Raw genomic sequence first — 18,877 nt, forward strand, 5'->3', positions numbered from 1 at the left:
GTTCTAGTTGTTCAGGTAGAAAGGCCGGCCATAGCCAAGCGCGTTATCGGTAGACTGAATGGAGCTCAGTTCGGTGCCAAAGCCGCGAATACCGATGTTGAATTTCAGGTTGTTTTCGTAGGTTGGGGTGGTGCCCTGGGTTCCAACGCCGCCTTCCCAGTCACGAAGCTGCTGGGTATAGGCGATAGCGACAAACCAGCAGTCGCTGGTGTATGCCAGCTTGGCCAGGCTCTCCAGTTTGACGTTTTCGGTCAGGTCATGGAAGTACTGGATTTCTGCCCGCCAGTTGCGGGTAAGGTCCATACCGGTCAGCAGACCCGCCTGCGAGATGCCGTCTCGGGTGTACTTGTTTTCAACCTGGTCACTTTGATCAATAAAGCCGACATACTGGCTGATGTAATCCTTGGATACATAGCGGTAGTTACCCTGGACGTAGCCTTTGTCAAAACGGTACTCCAGCGCGCTGTTGCCCAGCTGAATGGCGCTGGTCTTAACGTCATACTGAATACCGCCGTGGTAGAACAGATAGTCATTAAAGTTAAAGTCACTCTCTATCGCCCAGGCCGAGTAGGCGGTGAGGTCTTCTGCACCGTTGTCCGACTCCGGCTGCAGATAGTAGATCTGACCGAACGAAATGTTCAGCCGCTCTTTGTAGTCACCGTCATAGAAGCGGGTGGTGGCACCATAACTGATCTGGTTGGCCGGGTTAATATAGTCGACCCCGCTGTACTTGCGGCTGCGGAACAGGCCGTAATAGTCGGTCTGCAGCAGTGTGGTGTCGTACAGGGCGATGTTATCCTGGTTAACTTTTGGGATATACAGGTACTGAACCTGAGGCTCCAGGGTCTGGGTATAACTGCCCGCATCCCGCTCCAGGTTGAGCAGGCCGTTGATGCGTACTTCCGGCAGGGTGCGGGTGACCTGTTCTTCCAGGCTTTCATTGCCTTTAATACTGTCGTCAAACTCCTGCTGGTAGTAAGTAGTCAGCATCCGCGCTTCACCGGTCAGGCTGCCCCACGGGCGGGTCAGCGGGATCTGGATCCCTGGCTCAACGTGGACCCGGGTCGCGGTTGGCTTTGTTTCATCAATGTTTTCAAACCGGCTGATATGACTGATAAGGTCAAAGTTCACCCCGCTGTAAAAGCCGGGTGCATAGAAGTTGTATTTCAGCTGAGGCAGCAGCTGGTAGGGCTGGTTACTGCCTTCATCCAGGATTTGGAAGTCTTTGACTTTCAGCTCTACATCCCAGTTTTGCTGGCGGTAGCTGGCGCTTCCCATCTGAAGGAGCTGGCCGTCTTCACGGTTACCCACACTGGAGTCCAGATCCTTGAAATAGTCGGCATCGCTGACCCGGGAGTAGTCGATATTGACTTTCCAGTTCTCAGCGATAATGCCGTCGTGTTTATATCCAAATGCCCAGCGGTGATGTTCACGCTCTGACTGCTCATCGCGCTTGATGTACTCCCCCTGCAGGGAGCCGCTGCCGTATTCGGTCAGATAGCGGAAATTCGCGTCAAACTGGGTGCCGCGGCGTTCCATATAGTTGATGGTGGTGGTCAGGTCGTAGTTAGGGGCCAGGTTCCAGTAGATAGGTGCCTTTACTTTCAGGCCATCTTTGGTGTCCAGCGAGACGCTTGGAAACAGCAGGCCGCTTTTGCGCTTACCACCGACCGGCATGCTCATATAGGGCACGTAGAATACAGGTACATCCAGCACTTCAAAACGGGTGTGGTAGAAGTAGGCCTGCTCTTCGTCTTTATCCACTTCAATGGAGCCGGCTTTCAGCATCCAGGCGTTGTCACCTTCCGGGCAGGAGGTCAGAGAGCCGTCTTCGAGCTCATAGACTTTCTGACCGGATTTGAGCACCATCGCCGCTTCACCACGGCCCGACTCACACAGGAACTGATAGCTGGAGTTCTCCATCCGGGTTTCTTCAGTTTCCAGGTAGGCCGTCACTTTATCTGCGTTGGCTTTAACCTGGCCGTCGCGGAAGCGAACATCGCCTTCTGCGATCATCACCTGTTCCACCGGTTTGTGGGTAATGGTATCGGCTTCAATCTGGCGCACGCCCTGGGTTACGATGACATTCCCTTCATACACTGCCTGGGTATCTGCCTGTGCCTCTGCCCGGTCTGCATCGATATAAATGGGTTCATCATTGATATCTTTCTGACCGCTTTTGGTCTGCTGGCATTGATCCTGGGGGGACATTTGCTGCAAACTGTCTGAGTTTTGGTCTTCAGCCTGGGTCGCTGGTGCGCACAGAGCGGCACTGACTGAAATGGCAAGAAGAGTGCGGGAAGTACGAAGCATCGGGTTGAACTATCCTGTGAAACTTGAATCCATTAGGTTACGGTCGGAAAAGATTTCCAGCGAAAAGGTCCTTTATCATAAAGGATTATTGCTTTCACCGACACTATAAGACCGCATTCCACAATAAAAATTCAGAGATTGAGAGCACAATAATGCAGATTTTCGGCAAAATTCTCGGCGTATTTTTTGGTTCGCTGTTAGGGGGACTGCTGGGGGCGGTGTTTGGCCTGTTTATCGGCCACCAGTTTGATAAAGCCAGGGCGTTGCAGCATGGCGGATTTGGTCAGGGACCTTTGGGAGGCGGCTTCCGCCGCTCTTCGGCTCAGGATCAGGCGGAGTTTTTCCGCAGCGCATTTGCGGTCATGGGACACGTGGCGAAAGCGAAAGGTCAGGTGACCAAAGAAGAAATTCAGCTCGCCAGCACCATGATGGCGCGGATGAACCTCCATGGTGAGCAACGCCGTGCCGCTCAGGATGCATTTCGTGAAGGGAAAGACAGTGACTTCCCATTGCGTGATGTACTGGAGAAAGTGCGCCTTTCTTCGGGCGGGCGTCACGACCTGCTGCAGTTTTTCCTGGAGTTACAGATTTCTGCCGCGTTTGCCGATGGTGAAGTTCATCCGAGTGAGCGCGACGTACTGCACGCAGTTGCCCGCGGTCTGGGCTTTTCTTCTGCTCAGCTTGAGCAGCGCCTGCATATGCAGGAGGCGGCGTTTCGCTTCCAGCGCGGTGGGTTTGGTCAATCCGGCCAGTCTCAGGGACCGGGTGGCTGGCAGCAGGCACCATCACGTAATCAGCTGGCTGACGCATACAGCGTACTGGGTATTGATGAAGACGCAGATTCGAAGAGCGTTAAACGTGCTTACCGCAAGCTGATGAACGAGCACCACCCGGATAAACTGGTGGCCAAAGGTCTGCCACCGGAAATGATGGAGATGGCCAAAGAGAAAGCCCAGGAGATCCAGTCGGCCTACGATTTGATCAAAAAAGAGCAGGGCTTTAAATAAGGAGTGTTTATGTACACGGATGTATTGAGTTTCTGGTTTGATGAACTGACGCCGAAGCAGTGGTTTGTCGCCGACAAAGAGCTGGATAAAGAAATAGCCAGCCGGTTTGGCGAGCTGCACCGTCAGGCCGCGGCCTGTGAGCTGTTTGCCTGGCGCCAGAGTCCGTTTGGCCGCTTGGCAGAAATTATCGTTCTGGATCAGTTTTCCCGCAATATTTACCGTGGTACACCACAGGCCTTTGCTTCAGACCCGCTGGCGCTTGCCCTGGCTCAGGAGGCGGTGCGCTGCGGAGACGATCAGGTGCTGGATCAGAGCAGGCGAAACTTTCTCTGTATGCCATTTATGCACAGTGAGTCCGTACTGGTTCATGAGCAGGCCGTAGCCCTGTTTCAGGCCAACGGTGATTCCAATACGCTGGATTTTGAACTGCGCCATAAAGCCATCATAGACAGATTTGGCCGCTATCCTCACCGCAACGATATTCTTGGGCGCATTTCAACGCCGGAAGAGGCAGAGTTCCTTACTCAACCTGGTTCGGGTTTTTAATTCGCCTGGTTTAACGACCAGTCATAATCGTAACTGATACGCCCGGGGAGCTCAGGCAGGTCCGGGCGGTATCTTCTCAGGTGCTCCAGCAGTGCCTGTTCGCTCTCGCCAAAATCTTCTTCAAACCACTCATAAATGGATGAAAGCTCAAGACCTTTGTCTGTGACCCTGACACCCTTATCACTGTTGATAAAGGCCCTGGCCGCACTTTCAAGAAGTTGTTCGCTATTGTTTGCACTGAACGCTTCAGGCTGAAGGTTAGGGCAGCCCAGGCTGGCGCAGTTGACCGCATAGTGGGTGCGGGGATCTTTCCAGATTGGGCGAAGGATCCTGTGCTCAATATCGTTCAGCGTCAGTACCTGTCCGTTTACCGTCACCACCTCTTCATCCCAGGGGCCGAAACTGAACAGGCCACCCAGTTTGGTGATCGATTTCACCGGGTACTCATCAAGGATCAGTTTTACTGTAATGGCGTTGTACATATTGACCCAGTAGGCATACTGCTCAGCCCTGGAATAAGCTTTTGGATCATGGGTGGCCAAATGCTTTATGTAGTCACCAAGCGCCTGTTTATCAGCCTCAGAAACGCCGGAATAATTGAGCAGCTGGTGTTCGCTATCCCTTATCAGATAACGGCTGAGGAAGTTTTGCCACGCCTGGTGTGAGATGGTTTGCTGACTATTTGGGTTGCCATGATCCCAAAGCTCCCACAGCTCAGATTTTGGGGCAGACCAGACGGAAAAGCTCAGCAGACAAATTAACAAGGCGAAGTGTTTTTTCAGGCTCACAGCGGCGGCTCCTGTTTGGGGTTTTCTATATGACCCGGTAAGCGCTGGAAAACTTACATAAAAAAAGCGGCCGGTGGCCGCTCTAATCAAAAGCATTCATAATCAGCGAAGAAATGCCGGAATATTCTGCTCGTATTGCGCAATTTTATCTTCGTGCTGCAGGGTCAGGCCGATATTATCCAGACCGTTCAGCAGGCAGTGACGGCGAAACTCATCGATCTCAAAGGTGTAAGTTTTGCCGTTGGCGCGTACTTCCAGCGCTTCCAGGTCTACGGTGATCTCTGCGCCTTCGTTTGTTTCGACAAACCGGAACAGTTCATCGACTTCCTGTTCGGTCAGGCGGACCGGAACCATCTGGTTGTTGATCGAGTTACCGTAAAAAATATCGGCAAAGCTCGGCGCAATCATGGCGCGGATCCCGTAGTCAGCCAGTGCCCACGGAGCGTGCTCCCGCGATGAGCCGCAGCCGAAGTTCTCCCGGGCCAGCAGTATGCTCGCGCCCTGATAGCGGGGAGCGTTCATCACAAACTCAGGGTTTGGCTGCTCACCGGCATCGTCCAGAAAGCGCCAGTCGTGGAACAGGTGCTTACCAAAACCAAGCCGTGACACTTTTTGCAGGAACTGCTTGGGAATGATCGCGTCGGTATCGACGTTGGCTGCATCCAGGGGAACCACCAGGCCGGTATGTTGTTTAAATTCTGCCATCTCTGCTCTCCTTACAGCTCACGAATATCGACAAAATGACCCGCGACAGCAGCGGCTGCTGCCATAGCCGGGCTGACCAGGTGGGTACGGCCATCGCGTCCCTGGCGGCCTTCAAAGTTACGGTTTGAAGTCGACGCGCAGCGCTCTCCAGGCCCAAGGCGGTCGTTGTTCATCGCCAGACACATGGAGCAGCCCGGCAGACGCCACTCAAAACCCGCTTCGATAAAGATTTTATCCAGCCCCTCGGCTTCTGCCTGGGCTTTTACCTGCTCAGAGCCTGGTACGATCAGCGCCTGTACGTGCGCAGCAACTTTCTTACCTTTGGCCACAGCTGCTGCTGCGCGCATATCTTCGATGCGTGAGTTGGTGCACGAGCCGACAAAGACTTTGTCGACAGGGTAATCAGACAGTTTTTTGCCCGCTTCCAGGCCCATATAAGCCAGGGCTTTTTCCGCGGATGCGCGCTCTACCGGGTCACTGAAATCGGCCGGAGCAGGAATAGCCTGATCTACCGCGATCACCTGGCCCGGGTTGGTACCCCAGGTCACCTGAGGTTTGATTTCTGCCGCCTCAAGGGTAACAACCGCGTCAAACTGTGCGTTATCGTCTGACTTCAGACCTGACCAGTACGCAACGGCTGCATCCCAGTCTGCGCCGGTTGGGGCAAATTTACGGTCTTTGATGTAGTCAAAAGTGGTTTGGTCCGGTGCGATAAGTCCGGCTTTGGCACCCAGCTCGATCGCCATATTACATACCGTCATCCGGCCTTCCATAGAAAGGTCGGTGATCGCTTCGCCGCAGAACTCGACCACATAGCCGGTTCCGCCGGCAGCGGTGGTTTTGCCGATGATCGCCAGCACGATATCTTTGGCGGTAATGCCATCAGCGACTTTGCCTTTGACCTCGATCTTCATGGTTTTGGCGCGCGCCTGTTTCAGGGTCTGAGTCGCCAGTACGTGCTCAACTTCAGAAGTACCAATACCAAATGCCAGCGAGCCAAATGCGCCGTGGGTTGCGGTGTGTGAGTCACCACAAACGATAGTCATACCCGGCAGGGTAATGCCCAGCTCCGGCCCCATGACGTGGACGATGCCCTGGTACTTGTGGTTCAGGTCATACAGGGTGACACCGAACTCTTCGCAGTTTTTTGACAGTGTTTCCATCTGGATACGCGCCATTTCACCGGAAGCGTTGATATCTTTGGTGGTGGTAGAGACATTGTGGTCCATGGTGGCAAAAGTTTTGCCTGTCTGGCGAACTTTACGTCCTTTCTCGCGCAGGCCGTCAAACGCCTGAGGAGAAGTCACTTCGTGAACCAGATGACGGTCGATATACAGGATAGGGTTTTCACCTTCTGCGGCAACGGCCACGTGTGCGTCGTAGATTTTTTCGTATAGTGTTTTCGACATTGTGTTTGCTTCCTTATGACCGGCAGCGGCCTGCGCTGCCGGAAAATCCTTAAGACTGAGCGATATAAGCGGCGATCCTGTCACCCATTTCAGAGGTCGACAGAGCTGGTTTGCTGCCGGCCAGATCCGCGGTCAGTTCGCCTGCTTCCAGCGTTTTGGATACTGCGTTCTCGATATCCTGAGCTGCGTTTTCCTCGCCCAGACTGTAGCGCAGCATCAGGGCTGCAGACAGGATCTGGGCAACCGGGTTAGCGATGTTTTTACCTGCGATATCCGGCGCGCTGCCACCTGCCGGCTCATACAGACCAAACTTGCTCTCGTTCAGGCTGGCTGAAGGCAGCATGCCCATTGAGCCGGTGATCATGGCGCACTCGTCTGACAGGATGTCTCCGAAGATGTTCGAGCAGAGCATCACATCGAACTGAGCCGGGTCTTTGATCAGCTGCATGGTCGCGTTGTCGATGTACATGTGGGTCAGTTCCACGTCCGGGTACTCTTTGGCGATCTCTTCCACCACTTCACGCCACAGGATAGAGCTCTGCAGAACGTTGGCTTTGTCTATCGAGCACACCTTTTTACGGCGCAGGCGGGCAGATTCAAATGCGATACGGGCGATACGCTCGATCTCAAAGCGGTGATACACCTCGGTATCGAACGCTTTTTCGTTGGCGCCTTCGCCTTCGCGTCCTTTTGGCTGGCCGAAGTAGATGCCGCCGGTCAGCTCACGCACGACCACGATATCGAAGCCACGCTCAGAGATATCGGCACGCAGCGGCGAGAAAGCTTCCAGACCTTTATGGATCTGCGCCGGACGCAGGTTACAGAACAGCTGAAAGTGCTTTCGCAGTGGCAGCAGCGCACCGCGCTCCGGCTGCTCGTTTGGTGGCAGGTGTTCCCATTTCGGGCCGCCAACCGAGCCAAACAGCACCGCATCTGCATCTTCACAGCCTTTCAGGGTTGAATCCGGCAGCGGGCAGCCGTGGTTGTCGATAGCAATACCGCCGACATCGTGCTGTTCGCGCTCAAAAGAGATACTGTGTTTCTGCTCAATCGCATCCAGTACTTTGTGCGCCTGTTGCATCACTTCCGGTCCGATACCGTCTCCCGGTAATACAGCGATTTTGTAGCTTTTGCCTGCCATGGTGGGTTTGTCCTTTTTTAATAAGTTGTGTTTGAATTTATTAACTGGGTTTTGGGAAAATTGGGTCCTGGGTCCTGGGTCCTGGGTCCTGGGTCCTGGGTCCTGGGTCCTGGGTCCTGGGTCCTGGGTCCTGGGTCCTGGGGGTTATATCCAGAACCTGCTCTTTCCAGGACCTGCGGTTCCGCTAAACCGCCTCTATCTTCTCTTTATTCTGTTTGATCTCTTCGATCTGCTCGGCGCGGTAGATGCTGTTGATCACGTGCAGCAGCGCCTGACCTGAGGCTTCAACGATATCGGTAGAGACGCCGGTGCCGTGGTATTTACGGCCTTTGTAGTTGGCGATGATATCGGCCTGGCCCAGGCCGTCTTCCCCTTCGCCTTTGGCGGTCAGGTCGAACTTATCCAGCACGATATCGTAGCCGGTGACGCGGTAGATACACTGGTAAAGGGCGTCAACCGGGCCGTTGCCCACCGCTGCTTCACTGGTCTCTTTATCACCGCACTGCAGTTTGATGCTGGTGGTCGCCATTACGCTGCCGGACTGCACGCTCAGGTAGTTCAGCTTGAAGTAGTCGTCTTCTTCTTTCAGGTTGGAGAAGAACATCAGCGCTTCCAGGTCGTAGTCAAATACCTGGCCTTTGCGGTCCGCCAGTTTCAGGAAGTCGGCGTACAGGGCGTCCAGGTTGTACTCGTCTTCGTTGTAACCCATGGAGTCCATGTGGCTTTTCACCGCGGCGCGGCCTGAACGTGAAGTCAGGTTCAGCGCCTGGTTTTTCAGGCCGATGGACTCAGGGGTCATAATTTCGTAGGTGTTTTTGTTCTTCAGCATGCCGTCCTGGTGGATACCGGAAGAGTGGCTGAAGGCATTAGCGCCAACGATAGCCTTGTTGCTCTGAACCGGCATATTGCACAGCTGGCTGACCATCTTGCTGGTGCGGTGGATCTCATCGTGCTTGATCCCTGTGTTTACACCCAGGAATTCCGCGCGGGTCTTGATAATCATGGCGATCTCTTCCAGCGAACAGTTACCGGCGCGCTCGCCGATACCGTTGATGGTGCCTTCGATCTGGCGGGCACCGGCCTGAACCGCGGCGATAGAGTTGGCCACCGACATACCCAGGTCATCGTGACAGTGAACCGAGATCACCGCCTTATCGATATTCGGAACACGGTTAAACAGGGTCTGGATAATACCGCCAAACTCACTCGGTACCGTGTAGCCGACCGTATCCGGAATGTTTACCGTGGTTGCACCAGCGTCGATAGCCGCTTCTACCATACGGCACAGGTTGTCGATTGGGGTGCGGCCGGCGTCTTCACAGGAGAACTCCACATCATCTGTATAGCGACGGGCGCGTTTCACTGCTTCCACACCCATCTGTACTACGTCGTCGTAGCTGCGGCGCAGTTTGTCCTGAACGTGAACGGTAGAAGTGGAGATAAAGGTGTGAATACGGAAGGCTTCGGCGACTTTCAGTGACTCGGCGGCAACATCGATATCTTTGGCGACCGCGCGGGACAGGGCACAGACCCGGCTGTTTTTGATGTTTTTGGCAATGGTCTGTACTGATTCGAAGTCGCCTGGTGAAGAGACCGGAAAGCCTGCTTCAATCACGTCCACACCCAGACGCTCAAGGGCGTAAGCGATCTGCAGTTTTTCTTTTACGGTTAAACTGGCTGACAACGCCTGCTCGCCATCGCGCAGGGTGGTGTCGAAGATAATGACCTGATCGCTCATGATTGTGTCCTTTCCTGGTTTGTTTATCGGTTGCTTCCCGCTGATACCGATTTTTTATGTTTTGTCAGTTACAAAAAAACCCGCATCAGGTGCGGGCTCTTTTGTTTGTGTGGTGTTTTTCGTCCACAGCCTACCCGCGCGATGTAATCACGATAAGGAGGAGGCTAAGAAGAGAAGAAAAACGCGGCATCATGTTACCTGTCCACAAAATTAAGTTAACAAATTAGTACCCTACTCAATGGGGTACGTCAAGGCCTGGATGATGATTTTTTCCCCACGGTACTGAATACGTTAAATTAATCAAACGATGAAATACTGATGAATTATTCCGCTATTGCTGCGTAATTCACCTGTCTATAATTAATCGATTGAATAATTCAGCAGGGGAAAATCAGATGGCCAGAAGACCAGGAAGACCAGGCCAGGGTATTGATGCCAGAGAGAATTTAATCATTCAGGCCAGGGAGCTGTTCAGCACTATGCCGTATGAAAAAGTCTCTACCCGGATGCTGGCCGAAGGGGCCGGGGTTAATATGGCGATGATCCGCTATTACTTCGGAAACAAAGCCGGATTGTTTGAAACCATGATTCGCGAAACCCTGCAGCCGATGCGGGAAATTGTGCTCAAACTCGAGCAGAAAGGCGATAAAGAGGGTTTTCTTAACATAATGAAAACCTATTACAGCATGATGGGTAAAAACCCTGCATTTCCCCGACTGCTTGCCAGGGTCATGATGATGGAAGAGAGCTCGCTGCAGCGTCAGACTGTGGCAAAAGTGTTTGGTGATATTACTAAGCCGGCTCAAAAAGTGCTCTTTGAGCAGATGCAGAGTGAAGGTGTTCTGCGTGATGACCTGGACCCGCTGTTGTGCCGGATGAGCTATATCAGCCTGATGGTATTTCCTTTTATCGCCCCCCCGGCGGTAATGAAAATGCAGGGTATAAATATCGATGAACTTTTTCTTCAGCGTCTGCTGGAGCACAACCTGGCCCTTATTGAACGCGGTCTGTTAAACCCGGTGACCACAGGAGAGTCCCATGAGCATCAAGCGTAAATTACTGTTCTTCCCGGCCCTGATTGCCGGGGTGGTCATCCTGGTGCTGGCCGTCAATTTAAGGCCAAAGCCGCCGACCAAACCGGCAGAAAGCCGTGCCAGGCTGGTGCAGGTGATGGAGATGGAGCTGGCTGAAATTGCGCCTGTTGCAGAGGGTTTTGGCAAAGTGGCGCCCAAGCTGGAATGGAAAGCCATTGCTGAGGTCAGCGGCAAAGTGATTTACCGTAATCCCCTGCTGGAAAAAGGTCGTTTGTTGCCCGCCGGTACAGAGATCCTGCGTATCGACCCGCTTGATTATGAACTCAAGCTGGCTCAGGCTGAGGCGGATCTCAGCTCCAGTAAAACTCAGCTGGCCAAGCTGGAGCAGGAGCAAAAAAACCTTAAAGGTACTCTTTCAATCGAGCGCAACCGGCTGGCTATTGCCAAAAAAGAGCTGGAGCGCAAGCAGAACCTGCGTAAAAAAGGCCTGACTTCTCAGTCTGATGTGGATCAGCAGACCCAGTCTTACCTCTCTCAGCAGAAGATGGTTGCAGACATGCAGAACCAGTTGTCACTGTTTCCGGATGAACGAAAAGTGGCCCAGGCTCAGATCAAAGTGAATCACTCACGGGTGAAAGAAGCCCGCCGCTCCCTTGAAAAAACCAGCGTGGTACTGACGGAAGATATGCGGATCGCCGAAGTCGACATTGAGCAGGATCAGGTGGTGAACGTGCAGCAGACCATGGTGATTGGCCACGGTGTGGAGACCATGGAAGTCGAAGCTCAGATCGCCATTCACGATATGCGCGTGCTGGCTTCCGGGCTGGCTGAACATTTCAGCGCAGGATTCTCGGCCACCGACCCGGACCTGTCCGGTTTTAACGCCAGCATTGAGCTCAGCAGCGGGCGCAGCAGTGTCAGCTGGCCGGCACGGGTGGCGCGGATCAGTGAAACTGTGGATCCGAATCAGGCCACAGTCGGCGTGATCCTCGAAGTGGATCAGGATTATCAGAACCTCAATCCGGGTAAGACACCGCCGCTGGTGAATGGCATGTTCGTCCGCGCCAGGATCGAAGGGCAGGGAACACAGCACTGGGTGATCCCGGAGCGGGCACTGCACGGTGATATCGTCTATCTGGTGGATGCGGATCAGCGGCTGAAAAAGCTGCCGGTTAAGGTTCTGTTTCGCCGTAATAACCAGGTGGCGATAGAGGGCGGCCTTACTGCGGGCGACAAGCTGATCCTTAACGACCTGCTGCCAGCTATCGAAGGGATGCTGGTGCGTGAAGAGGATAAGGAGAGCGCGCTATGATCCGTTTTTTCTCCCGTCACCCGACGGCGGCGAACCTGCTGATGCTGACGCTGCTGATCCTCGGGATCACCGCGTTGCCACAGCTCAAACGCGAGACGTTTCCCGAGTTTTCGCCTCCCTATATTATGGCGGCGGTGGTCTACCCCGGCGCCTCGCCTCAGGAAGTGGAAGAGAGTATCTGTGTCCGTATGGAGGACTCGGTAGACGGCCTGGCCAACATTGAAGAGACCCGCTGTGAGGCGGTTGAAGGCTCTGCCAGGCTGGTGCTCAAGCTCAGTGAGAAGGCCGATATAGGCCGTATGCTGGTGGATGTTCAGACCCAGATTAACGCCATCAACGACTTTCCTGATGAGATTGAGAGCCCGGTGGTTCAGGAGCTGGACTGGAATGAACCGGTTGTCGATGTGGCGATCACTGCCGACACCAGCTGGCCGGAACTCAAAGCTTATGCCGAGCAGCTGAAACGGACCATGAAGCTCGATTACGGCGTGTCGCTGGTTGATGTCAGTGGTTTTTCAGACCATCAGTACCGGGTGGAACTCGACGATCAGGCGGTTCGCCAGCTCGGCCTGAGTGTGGCGGATATTGCAAACCAGATCGGCAGACAGAACATCAAGCTGCCGGGCGGTAATATTGAGACGCCGGAAAAAAACTTTCTTATCCGTTTTGACGAGCGGCGTATCACCCCCCGTGAGCTGGAAAGCATAGTGGTGGGATCTGCGCCAAACGGCAGCGTGATCCGTCTGGGCGATATTGCCACCATTACTGACCGCTTTGAGCTGGATGAGCAGAAAGTTCTGTTTGATGAGCAGCCTTCGGCGATGCTTAAAGTAAGTAAAAACAAAGCCGATGACGCACTGCGGATCAAAGAGCAGGTCGCCAGGTTTGTAGAAGATCAGCAGGCAATCGCACCCGACGGGGTCACCTTTGAGATGACCAACGATCTCTCCTCAGTGCTGTGGGACCGTCTGACCATGATGGTGAAAAATGGCTGGCAGGGTATCGTACTGGTGTTTGCCACTATGTGGCTGTTTTTCAGCTTCCGCTACTCGTTCTGGGTGGCAGCTGGCCTGCCGGTGGCTTTTCTCGGCGGTATGTTCCTGATGGCGCAGATCGGGCTTTCGATCAATATCATGTCGCTGGTTGGTCTGCTTATGGCGATCGGTATCATGATGGATGACGCGATAGTGATCGCCGAGTCCATTGCCGCGCACCTCGATCGTGGTGAGAGCGTGGATGACGCCGTGTATAAAGGGGTGAGCAAAGTACTGCCCGGGGTGATTTCATCATTTCTGACCACAGTCTGCATCTTTGGCAGCCTGCTGTTTCTTGAAGGTGAGATGGGTGCGGTACTAAAAGCGGTGCCACAGGTACTGATTCTGGTGCTTTCGATAAGCCTGGTGGAAGCTTTCCTTATCCTGCCTAATCACCTGTCTCATTCGCTGCATAAACAGGGCAAAGAGCGTCAGCCGCTTAAGTTCAAGCGGGTGTTGCTGGAGCGCTTTGAGCAGTTCCGTAACGGGCGCCTGATGGGCTGGGTGGAGAAGGTAGTGAGCTGGCGTTATGCCTTTCTGGGCGGCGTACTGGCACTGCTGCTGGCTTCCGTTGGCCTGGTCGCGGGCGGGGTGGTCAAGTTTGTGCCATTTCCGGATCTCGACGGGGATATAGCCGAGGCCCGGGTGATACTGCCACCGGGCTCGACCCTGAGCCAGACTGAGCAGGTGGTGGAAACCCTGGTCGCGTCAGCGGAAAAACTCAACGCGGAGTTCAGTGCCAGCGCTGAAGACGGAAGGCCTCTGGTGGAGCACATCACCAGCCAGTTCAACTTTAACGCAGACGCGGACGAGAGCGGGCCGCACCTGGCGACCGTGCGGCTGGATCTGCTGGGAGCTGAGCTGCGTAATACGGTAATGGATGATTTCATCGATGCCTGGCGTGAAGATGTGGGCGAGCTGGCAATGCCGGTCTCACTGGTGTTTAAGCAGCCGGTGATGGGCCCGGGGGGCCGGGCGATAGAGATCCGTGCCCAGCACGATGACCTCAGTGAGCTGAAAGCCGCATCGGTGGATATTCAGCACTATCTTAATGAGTTCGACGGCGTGACCGGGGTGCTCGATGATATGCGGATGGGTAAAGAAGAGGTGCTGGTAAAACTGCGCCCTGGCGCTGAAACCTTTGGCATCAATGGCCAGATGATCGCCAGTCAGCTTCGTGCCGCTTTCTTTGGTCAGACCGCCGATGAGATTCAGGTTGGGGTTGAGAACATAAAGATAGAGGTACGACTCAATAAGCTTCAGGCTGGTGATCTGCAAAAACTGGCGAATTTCCCGGTGATCACGGCAGAGGGCAAACAGATCCCGCTTGGTGCGGTGGCAACGCTTGATTTTCAGCGCAACTATGTCCGCATTCAGCGTATTAACGGTCTGCGTACCATCAGTGTCTATGCCGACGTGGACAACAGCAAAGCCAGCTCCACCGAAATCATCACCCAGTTTCAGCGTGAAGAAGTAGCGGTGCTGAAAGCCAAATACCCGGGGCTCAGATTTGATTTTGAAGGCCAGGCAGAGGACAGTGCCAAAACAGCAGGCTCTATTGCCAGCGGATTTGCACTGGGGCTGTTTGGGGTGTTTGTCATTCTCAGTTACCAGTTCCGCAGTTATCTGGAACCATTTGTGGTGATGCTGGCAATCCCGCTGGCGCTGATAGGTGTGATCTGGGGACACTTCCTGCTTGGGCATTCGCTCAGTATGCCGAGTATTATGGGTTTTGTGTCACTGGCGGGGATCGTGGTCAATGACTCGATATTGCTGGTGCAGTATATCCGTCACCATGTGGATGAAGGAGACAGCGTGCATGACTCCGTGGTCAAAGCCAGCCGGGAGCGTTTCCGGGCGGTGTTCCTTACCTCGCTGACCACTGCAGCGGGTTTGCTGCCGCTGCTGACCGAAACCAGCCTTCAGGCTCAGGTGATTCAGCCGCTGGTGATCTCTATCGTTTTCGGAATCTTCGCTTCGACCCTGCTGGTGCTGTTCATGATCCCGTCTGCCTATGCCATCCTGGCCGATTTTGGCCTGGTGCATAAGCACGAAGAGCTGCACTAACGGTTGTAAGGTTTATATGTTCAGAGAGCGTCTGCATTGCAGGCGCTTTTTTTGTCCCTTTTTTACCGTCTGTCTCTTTGAAGGGGGGCTACGGTTGGTTGTTAAGCTACGTTGGTGACCCGGCGGACAGCTGGGTGATGTGACAACGAAGAATTCCGGGAATGCTGTGGTGCGGATTAGTGGTGTCCCGTATACGGTTGAGTAAATCAGCTGCAGAACTGGTCTGTTATTCAAATGTTGCAATGGCATTGGTGAAGTGGATCATGACAGGAGAATGGGATACGCAGGAACAACTCTGTCAGTTGCCAAAAGCAAACGTTTACGCTCTGTCTGACATTACCCTGACAAACCAGAGCAAATACTCAACCAGTTATAACGTCACTGAATTAGTAAAAAACAAACCATTTCATTTGTTGTTTGTATGTTTTTTGTCTCTGGTAATCTCAAAGGATATTAATTGTGGGTTTTAGTTTTTTTTATATAACCATTAAGTCTTTGTATTTTAAGGGGTGTTAATGTTGCTGAGTAAAAAATCGTAATTTAATATTAAACCTCTTGTTGTTACATAACTATTGCCGGATATTAGAGTGCAAGACGAAAGCATAGCCCGGCTAAATGCGTAAAATGGCTTCCTGCTTTCCTGTTAACTGAAACTTCCCGCCGCACTTCGGCAAACGTGACAACATTAGAGGCAAAGAAAAAATGTCGAACAGAAATGTAACAAATCAGGCTGTAGCTGGTTATCGAATGGAATCGACATTACGTGGAGTGGACCTGAATCTTCTGACTGTTTTTGATGCAGTAATGCAGGAACAGAATATTACCCGTGCGGCGCACAATCTGGGCATGTCTCAGCCTGCAGTCAGTAATGCTGTAGCGCGTCTGAAGAATATGTTTAATGACGAGCTGTTTATGCGTCATGGCCGCGGTATTCAGCCAACCCAGCGTGCCCGTCAACTGTTTGGTCCTGTGCGTCAGGCTCTGCAGCTGATCCGCAACGAACTGCCTTGCTCTATCTTCAGCCCTGAGACGTCTTCACGTCTGTTCCGTCTGGTTGTATGCAGCCCGTGTGACATGCGCTTTGCAGCGAACATCATGAACTCTGTTGCCCGTCAGGCACCAGGTATCAAGCTGACTGTAGACTCTGATGTTGACGCCCTGCTGAGCGAAAAAATGCGCTACCAGGAAGTGGACTTTGTAATCAACTACGCCCGTTTTGAAGAGCAGGGTTACTCAAGCACTGAAATCTTCAGTGATGAGCTGGTGGTTGTGGCTTCTACTTCTCACCCTCGCCTGGGTGACAGCATTTCTCTGGAAGAGCTGCGCACTGAGCGCCACGCAACTCTGTCACGCGTTAACGGCATGCGCAGCTTCTCTGAGCAGGCGTACCGTGACCTTGAGTGTCAGTCTGCTTACCAGGGTTCAAGCCTGAGCAACATCCTGTACGTGGTAAGCCAGTCTGAGCTGATCACTATCGCTCCACGCTGGCTGGTTGAGAGCATGTCTGAGACTCAGAACGTGAAGATCCTGGAACTGCCGGTAGAAAACCGCTTTATCTCGGGCTACCTGAGCTGGCATGAATCATCAGAGAAAGACAAAGCGCACATCTGGATGCGTGATCAGCTGATGATGATTTGTGGTGAGACTATCGCGGCAGCGCGTTAATTCGGATACAGATTTAAATCTTTTAAAAACACCAGCTTGCGGGCTGGTGTTTTTTATTGGGGTGCCGGTAAAAATCAACAGAATCCGTTACAGTACTGCCTGGCTGGCGCAGCCCTTACTGCTGTTACGGTTTTTTACAGTTGATAGATCTATTTTTTGCCATTTGACGGTTGCCTTTTAGCCGCCTGAATGTACACTTGTGCGCTCAAATCAGCTTACAAATGTAAGCCAAAGGTAAAGCAGATGGCCATGTCAGAATTTCACATCGTAAAATGTATTCGTGATCAGATTGCCAAAGGCGGTGCCCGTACCGCACTGCGCCACAAAGTGGCGGGTGCGTGGCAGAGCATCAGCTGGAAGCAGTTTGGTGAGCAGACCGACGCTCTTTCCCTTGCCCTGTTGGCTCAGGGACTGGGGGTGCAGGACAAAGTCGGTATCTTTTCCAACAATATGCCGCGCTGGACCATTGCCGATCTGGCAAGCCTTCAGCTGAGAGCGGTTACGGTTCCAATCTATCCGACCAATACCGCAGCGCAGGCAGCTTACATTATCGATAACGCCGATGTAAAAGTACTGTTTGTTGGTGAGCAGCCGCAGTTTGATGCAGCGATCAGCGTATTTGACCAGTGTCCGCAGCTGGAGCTGATTGTTGCCATGAGCGGGGATATCGACCTGCAGGGCCATACAGCTTCACTGCACTGGGACGAGTTTATCGCCATGGGCGGTGAGGCATTTGAATCTGAGCTGAATGAGCGCCAGGGCGATACCTGCCTTGATGATCTGCTGACCCTGATTTACACCTCCGGCACCACAGGCCAGCCGAAAGGGGTGATGCTGGATTACGCCAACATCGCTGCGCAGCTGGAAGGCCATGACCGCCGCCTGAAGCTGAACAAAGACGATGTCTCCCTCTGTTTCCTGCCGCTGTCTCACGTTTTTGAGCGCGCCTGGACTTTCTACGTGCTGTACAAAGGCGCAACTAACTGTTACCTGCAGGACACCATGCAGGTGCGTGATGCGCTGAGCGAAGTACGTCCGACCGTGATGTGTGCTGTACCGCGCTTCTATGAGAAGATCTTTTCTGCAATCCATGAAAAAGTATCCAAAGCACCGGCGGTGCGTAAGATGCTGTTTACCTGGGCGGTGAACATGGGCGCCAAAATGGTGGCCTGTGAACAGGAGCAGCGCCGCCCGTCGTGGCTGCTGCGCCGCAGTCATAAACTGGCTGACAAGCTGGTGCTGGGCAAACTGCGTGCCCTGCTTGGCGGGCAGATCAACTTTATGCCATGTGGTGGTGCCAAACTGGATGAAACCATTGGCCGCTTCTTCCACGCCATCGGTATTAACGTCAAGCTGGGTTACGGCATGACCGAAACCACCGCGACTATCTCCTGCTGGGATGACGGCCGTTTTGACCCGGACTCTATTGGTACTTCGATGCCGGGCGCTCAGGTAAAAATCGGTGACAATAACGAAATTCTGGTGAAAGGCCCTATGGTAATGCGCGGCTACTATAAGCTGCCGGAAGAGACCGCGAAGACCTTTGACGAGCATGGTTTCCTGAAAACCGGTGATGCCGGTCATATCGATGAGCAGGGCAGTTTGTTTATCACCGACCGTATTAAAGAGCTGATGAAAACCTCCGGCGGTAAGTACATCGCCCCGCAGGTGATTGAAGGTGCTATCGGTAAGGACCACTTTATCGAACAGATCGCGGTGATCGCCGATACCCGCAAGTTTGTGTCGGCCCTGATCGTACCGTGCTATGACAGCCTTGAAGAGTACGCCAAAGAGCTGAACATCAAGTATCACGACCGTATGGAGCTTATCCGTCACAGTGAAGTGGTTGAGATGTTTGAAAAGCGCCTTACAGAGCTGCAAAATGAGCTGGCCAAGTTCGAGCAGGTGAAGAAATTTACCCTGTTGCCAAAAGCTTTCTCTATGGATATGGGCGAACTGACCCCGACCCAGAAGCTGCGCCGTAAAGTGATCAATGATCGTTATCAGGACGAAATCGAAGAGATGTATGCCGAACCCGGCAAAAAGTAACCTTTCCGGATAACTCAAAAGGCCCGTCATTGCTGTGACGGGCCTTTTTTATTGCAAAATTTTTAACCA

At 53.3% G+C, this 18,877-nt stretch carries 13 protein-coding genes; 7 read left to right on the forward strand and 6 right to left on the reverse strand.

Going from position 1 to position 18,877, the window contains the following annotated elements:
* Positions 1-3: 3 nt before the first annotated feature.
* Positions 4-2,313, reverse strand: coding sequence for an LPS assembly protein LptD (lptD, locus tag ACVB80_RS14245; protein WP_481081954.1), 2,310 nt, complete (start codon positions 2,311-2,313; stop codon positions 4-6).
* 152 nt (positions 2,314-2,465) lie between these two features.
* Between lptD and djlA the strand changes: the two genes are divergently transcribed.
* Entirely contained in the window at positions 2,466-3,320 is an 855-nt protein-coding gene (gene djlA / locus ACVB80_RS14250) for a co-chaperone DjlA (RefSeq protein ID WP_481081955.1), read from the forward strand.
* 9 nt (positions 3,321-3,329) lie between these two features.
* Positions 3,330-3,866: a DUF924 family protein gene (locus ACVB80_RS14255; RefSeq protein ID WP_481081956.1), complete on the forward strand. Its 537-nt coding sequence runs from the start codon at positions 3,330-3,332 to the stop codon at positions 3,864-3,866.
* Here the strand turns inward: ACVB80_RS14255 and ACVB80_RS14260 are convergent.
* The 5 genes from ACVB80_RS14260 to leuA all read right to left on the reverse strand — a co-directional run bounded on the left by ACVB80_RS14260 (position 3,863) and on the right by leuA (position 9,647).
* Entirely contained in the window at positions 3,863-4,648 is a 786-nt protein-coding gene (locus tag ACVB80_RS14260; RefSeq protein ID WP_481082069.1) for a DUF547 domain-containing protein, read from the reverse strand. The two genes, ACVB80_RS14255 and ACVB80_RS14260, sit on opposite strands and share 4 nt — an antisense overlap.
* A 108-nt stretch (positions 4,649-4,756) precedes the next feature.
* On the reverse strand, positions 4,757-5,359 hold the full coding sequence (leuD, locus tag ACVB80_RS14265; RefSeq protein ID WP_481081957.1) for a 3-isopropylmalate dehydratase small subunit: 603 nt from the start codon (positions 5,357-5,359) through the stop codon (positions 4,757-4,759).
* 11 nt (positions 5,360-5,370) lie between these two features.
* Positions 5,371-6,768: a 3-isopropylmalate dehydratase large subunit gene (gene leuC, locus ACVB80_RS14270; protein WP_481081958.1), complete on the reverse strand. Its 1,398-nt coding sequence runs from the start codon at positions 6,766-6,768 to the stop codon at positions 5,371-5,373.
* A 49-nt stretch (positions 6,769-6,817) separates the two neighbouring features.
* A complete protein-coding gene (leuB, locus tag ACVB80_RS14275; RefSeq protein WP_481081959.1) occupies positions 6,818-7,909 on the reverse strand; it encodes a 3-isopropylmalate dehydrogenase in 1,092 nt (363 codons plus the stop codon).
* 184 nt (positions 7,910-8,093) lie between these two features.
* Positions 8,094-9,647, reverse strand: coding sequence for a 2-isopropylmalate synthase (gene leuA, locus ACVB80_RS14280; protein ID WP_481081960.1), 1,554 nt, complete (start codon positions 9,645-9,647; stop codon positions 8,094-8,096).
* 395 nt (positions 9,648-10,042) lie between these two features.
* On the opposite strand from leuA, the gene ACVB80_RS14285 reads away from it, so the two are divergent.
* The 5 genes from ACVB80_RS14285 (at position 10,043) to ACVB80_RS14305 (ending at position 18,808) form a co-directional block, all read left to right on the forward strand.
* Positions 10,043-10,702: a TetR/AcrR family transcriptional regulator gene (locus ACVB80_RS14285; protein ID WP_481081961.1), complete on the forward strand. Its 660-nt coding sequence runs from the start codon at positions 10,043-10,045 to the stop codon at positions 10,700-10,702.
* The gene (locus ACVB80_RS14290; protein ID WP_481081962.1) at positions 10,686-11,993 is read left to right on the forward strand and encodes an efflux RND transporter periplasmic adaptor subunit; all 1,308 of its coding nucleotides are present in this window, start codon (positions 10,686-10,688) and stop codon (positions 11,991-11,993) included. The genes ACVB80_RS14285 and ACVB80_RS14290 overlap by 17 nt, the downstream gene beginning before the upstream one ends.
* Entirely contained in the window at positions 11,990-15,094 is a 3,105-nt protein-coding gene (locus ACVB80_RS14295; protein WP_481081963.1) for an efflux RND transporter permease subunit, read from the forward strand. Before ACVB80_RS14290 ends, ACVB80_RS14295 begins: the two co-directional genes overlap by 4 nt.
* A gap of 702 nt (positions 15,095-15,796) precedes the next feature.
* Complete coding sequence (gene leuO, locus ACVB80_RS14300) at positions 15,797-16,759, forward strand: transcriptional regulator LeuO (protein WP_481081964.1); 963 nt, start codon at positions 15,797-15,799, stop codon at positions 16,757-16,759.
* Between the two features lie 243 nt (positions 16,760-17,002).
* On the forward strand, positions 17,003-18,808 hold the full coding sequence (locus tag ACVB80_RS14305) for an AMP-dependent synthetase/ligase (RefSeq protein ID WP_481081965.1): 1,806 nt from the start codon (positions 17,003-17,005) through the stop codon (positions 18,806-18,808).
* The last annotated feature ends 69 nt before the right edge of the window (positions 18,809-18,877 follow it).

Source organism: Vibrio sp. 9-16B-A1, from assembly GCF_056726165.1.

Coding starts and splice junctions, on each gene's coding strand:
- lptD (WP_481081954.1), bottom strand. CDS start 2,313: ATGCTTCGTACTTCCCGCACTCTTCTTGCCATTTCAGTCAGTGCCGCT.
- djlA (WP_481081955.1), top strand. CDS start 2,466: ATGCAGATTTTCGGCAAAATTCTCGGCGTATTTTTTGGTTCGCTGTTA.
- ACVB80_RS14255 (WP_481081956.1), top strand. CDS start 3,330: ATGTACACGGATGTATTGAGTTTCTGGTTTGATGAACTGACGCCGAAG.
- leuD (WP_481081957.1), bottom strand. CDS start 5,359: ATGGCAGAATTTAAACAACATACCGGCCTGGTGGTTCCCCTGGATGCA.
- leuC (WP_481081958.1), bottom strand. CDS start 6,768: ATGTCGAAAACACTATACGAAAAAATCTACGACGCACACGTGGCCGTT.
- leuB (WP_481081959.1), bottom strand. CDS start 7,909: ATGGCAGGCAAAAGCTACAAAATCGCTGTATTACCGGGAGACGGTATC.
- leuA (WP_481081960.1), bottom strand. CDS start 9,647: ATGAGCGATCAGGTCATTATCTTCGACACCACCCTGCGCGATGGCGAG.
- ACVB80_RS14285 (WP_481081961.1), top strand. CDS start 10,043: ATGGCCAGAAGACCAGGAAGACCAGGCCAGGGTATTGATGCCAGAGAG.
- ACVB80_RS14290 (WP_481081962.1), top strand. CDS start 10,686: ATGAGCATCAAGCGTAAATTACTGTTCTTCCCGGCCCTGATTGCCGGG.
- ACVB80_RS14295 (WP_481081963.1), top strand. CDS start 11,990: ATGATCCGTTTTTTCTCCCGTCACCCGACGGCGGCGAACCTGCTGATG.
- leuO (WP_481081964.1), top strand. CDS start 15,797: ATGTCGAACAGAAATGTAACAAATCAGGCTGTAGCTGGTTATCGAATG.
- ACVB80_RS14305 (WP_481081965.1), top strand. CDS start 17,003: ATGGCCATGTCAGAATTTCACATCGTAAAATGTATTCGTGATCAGATT.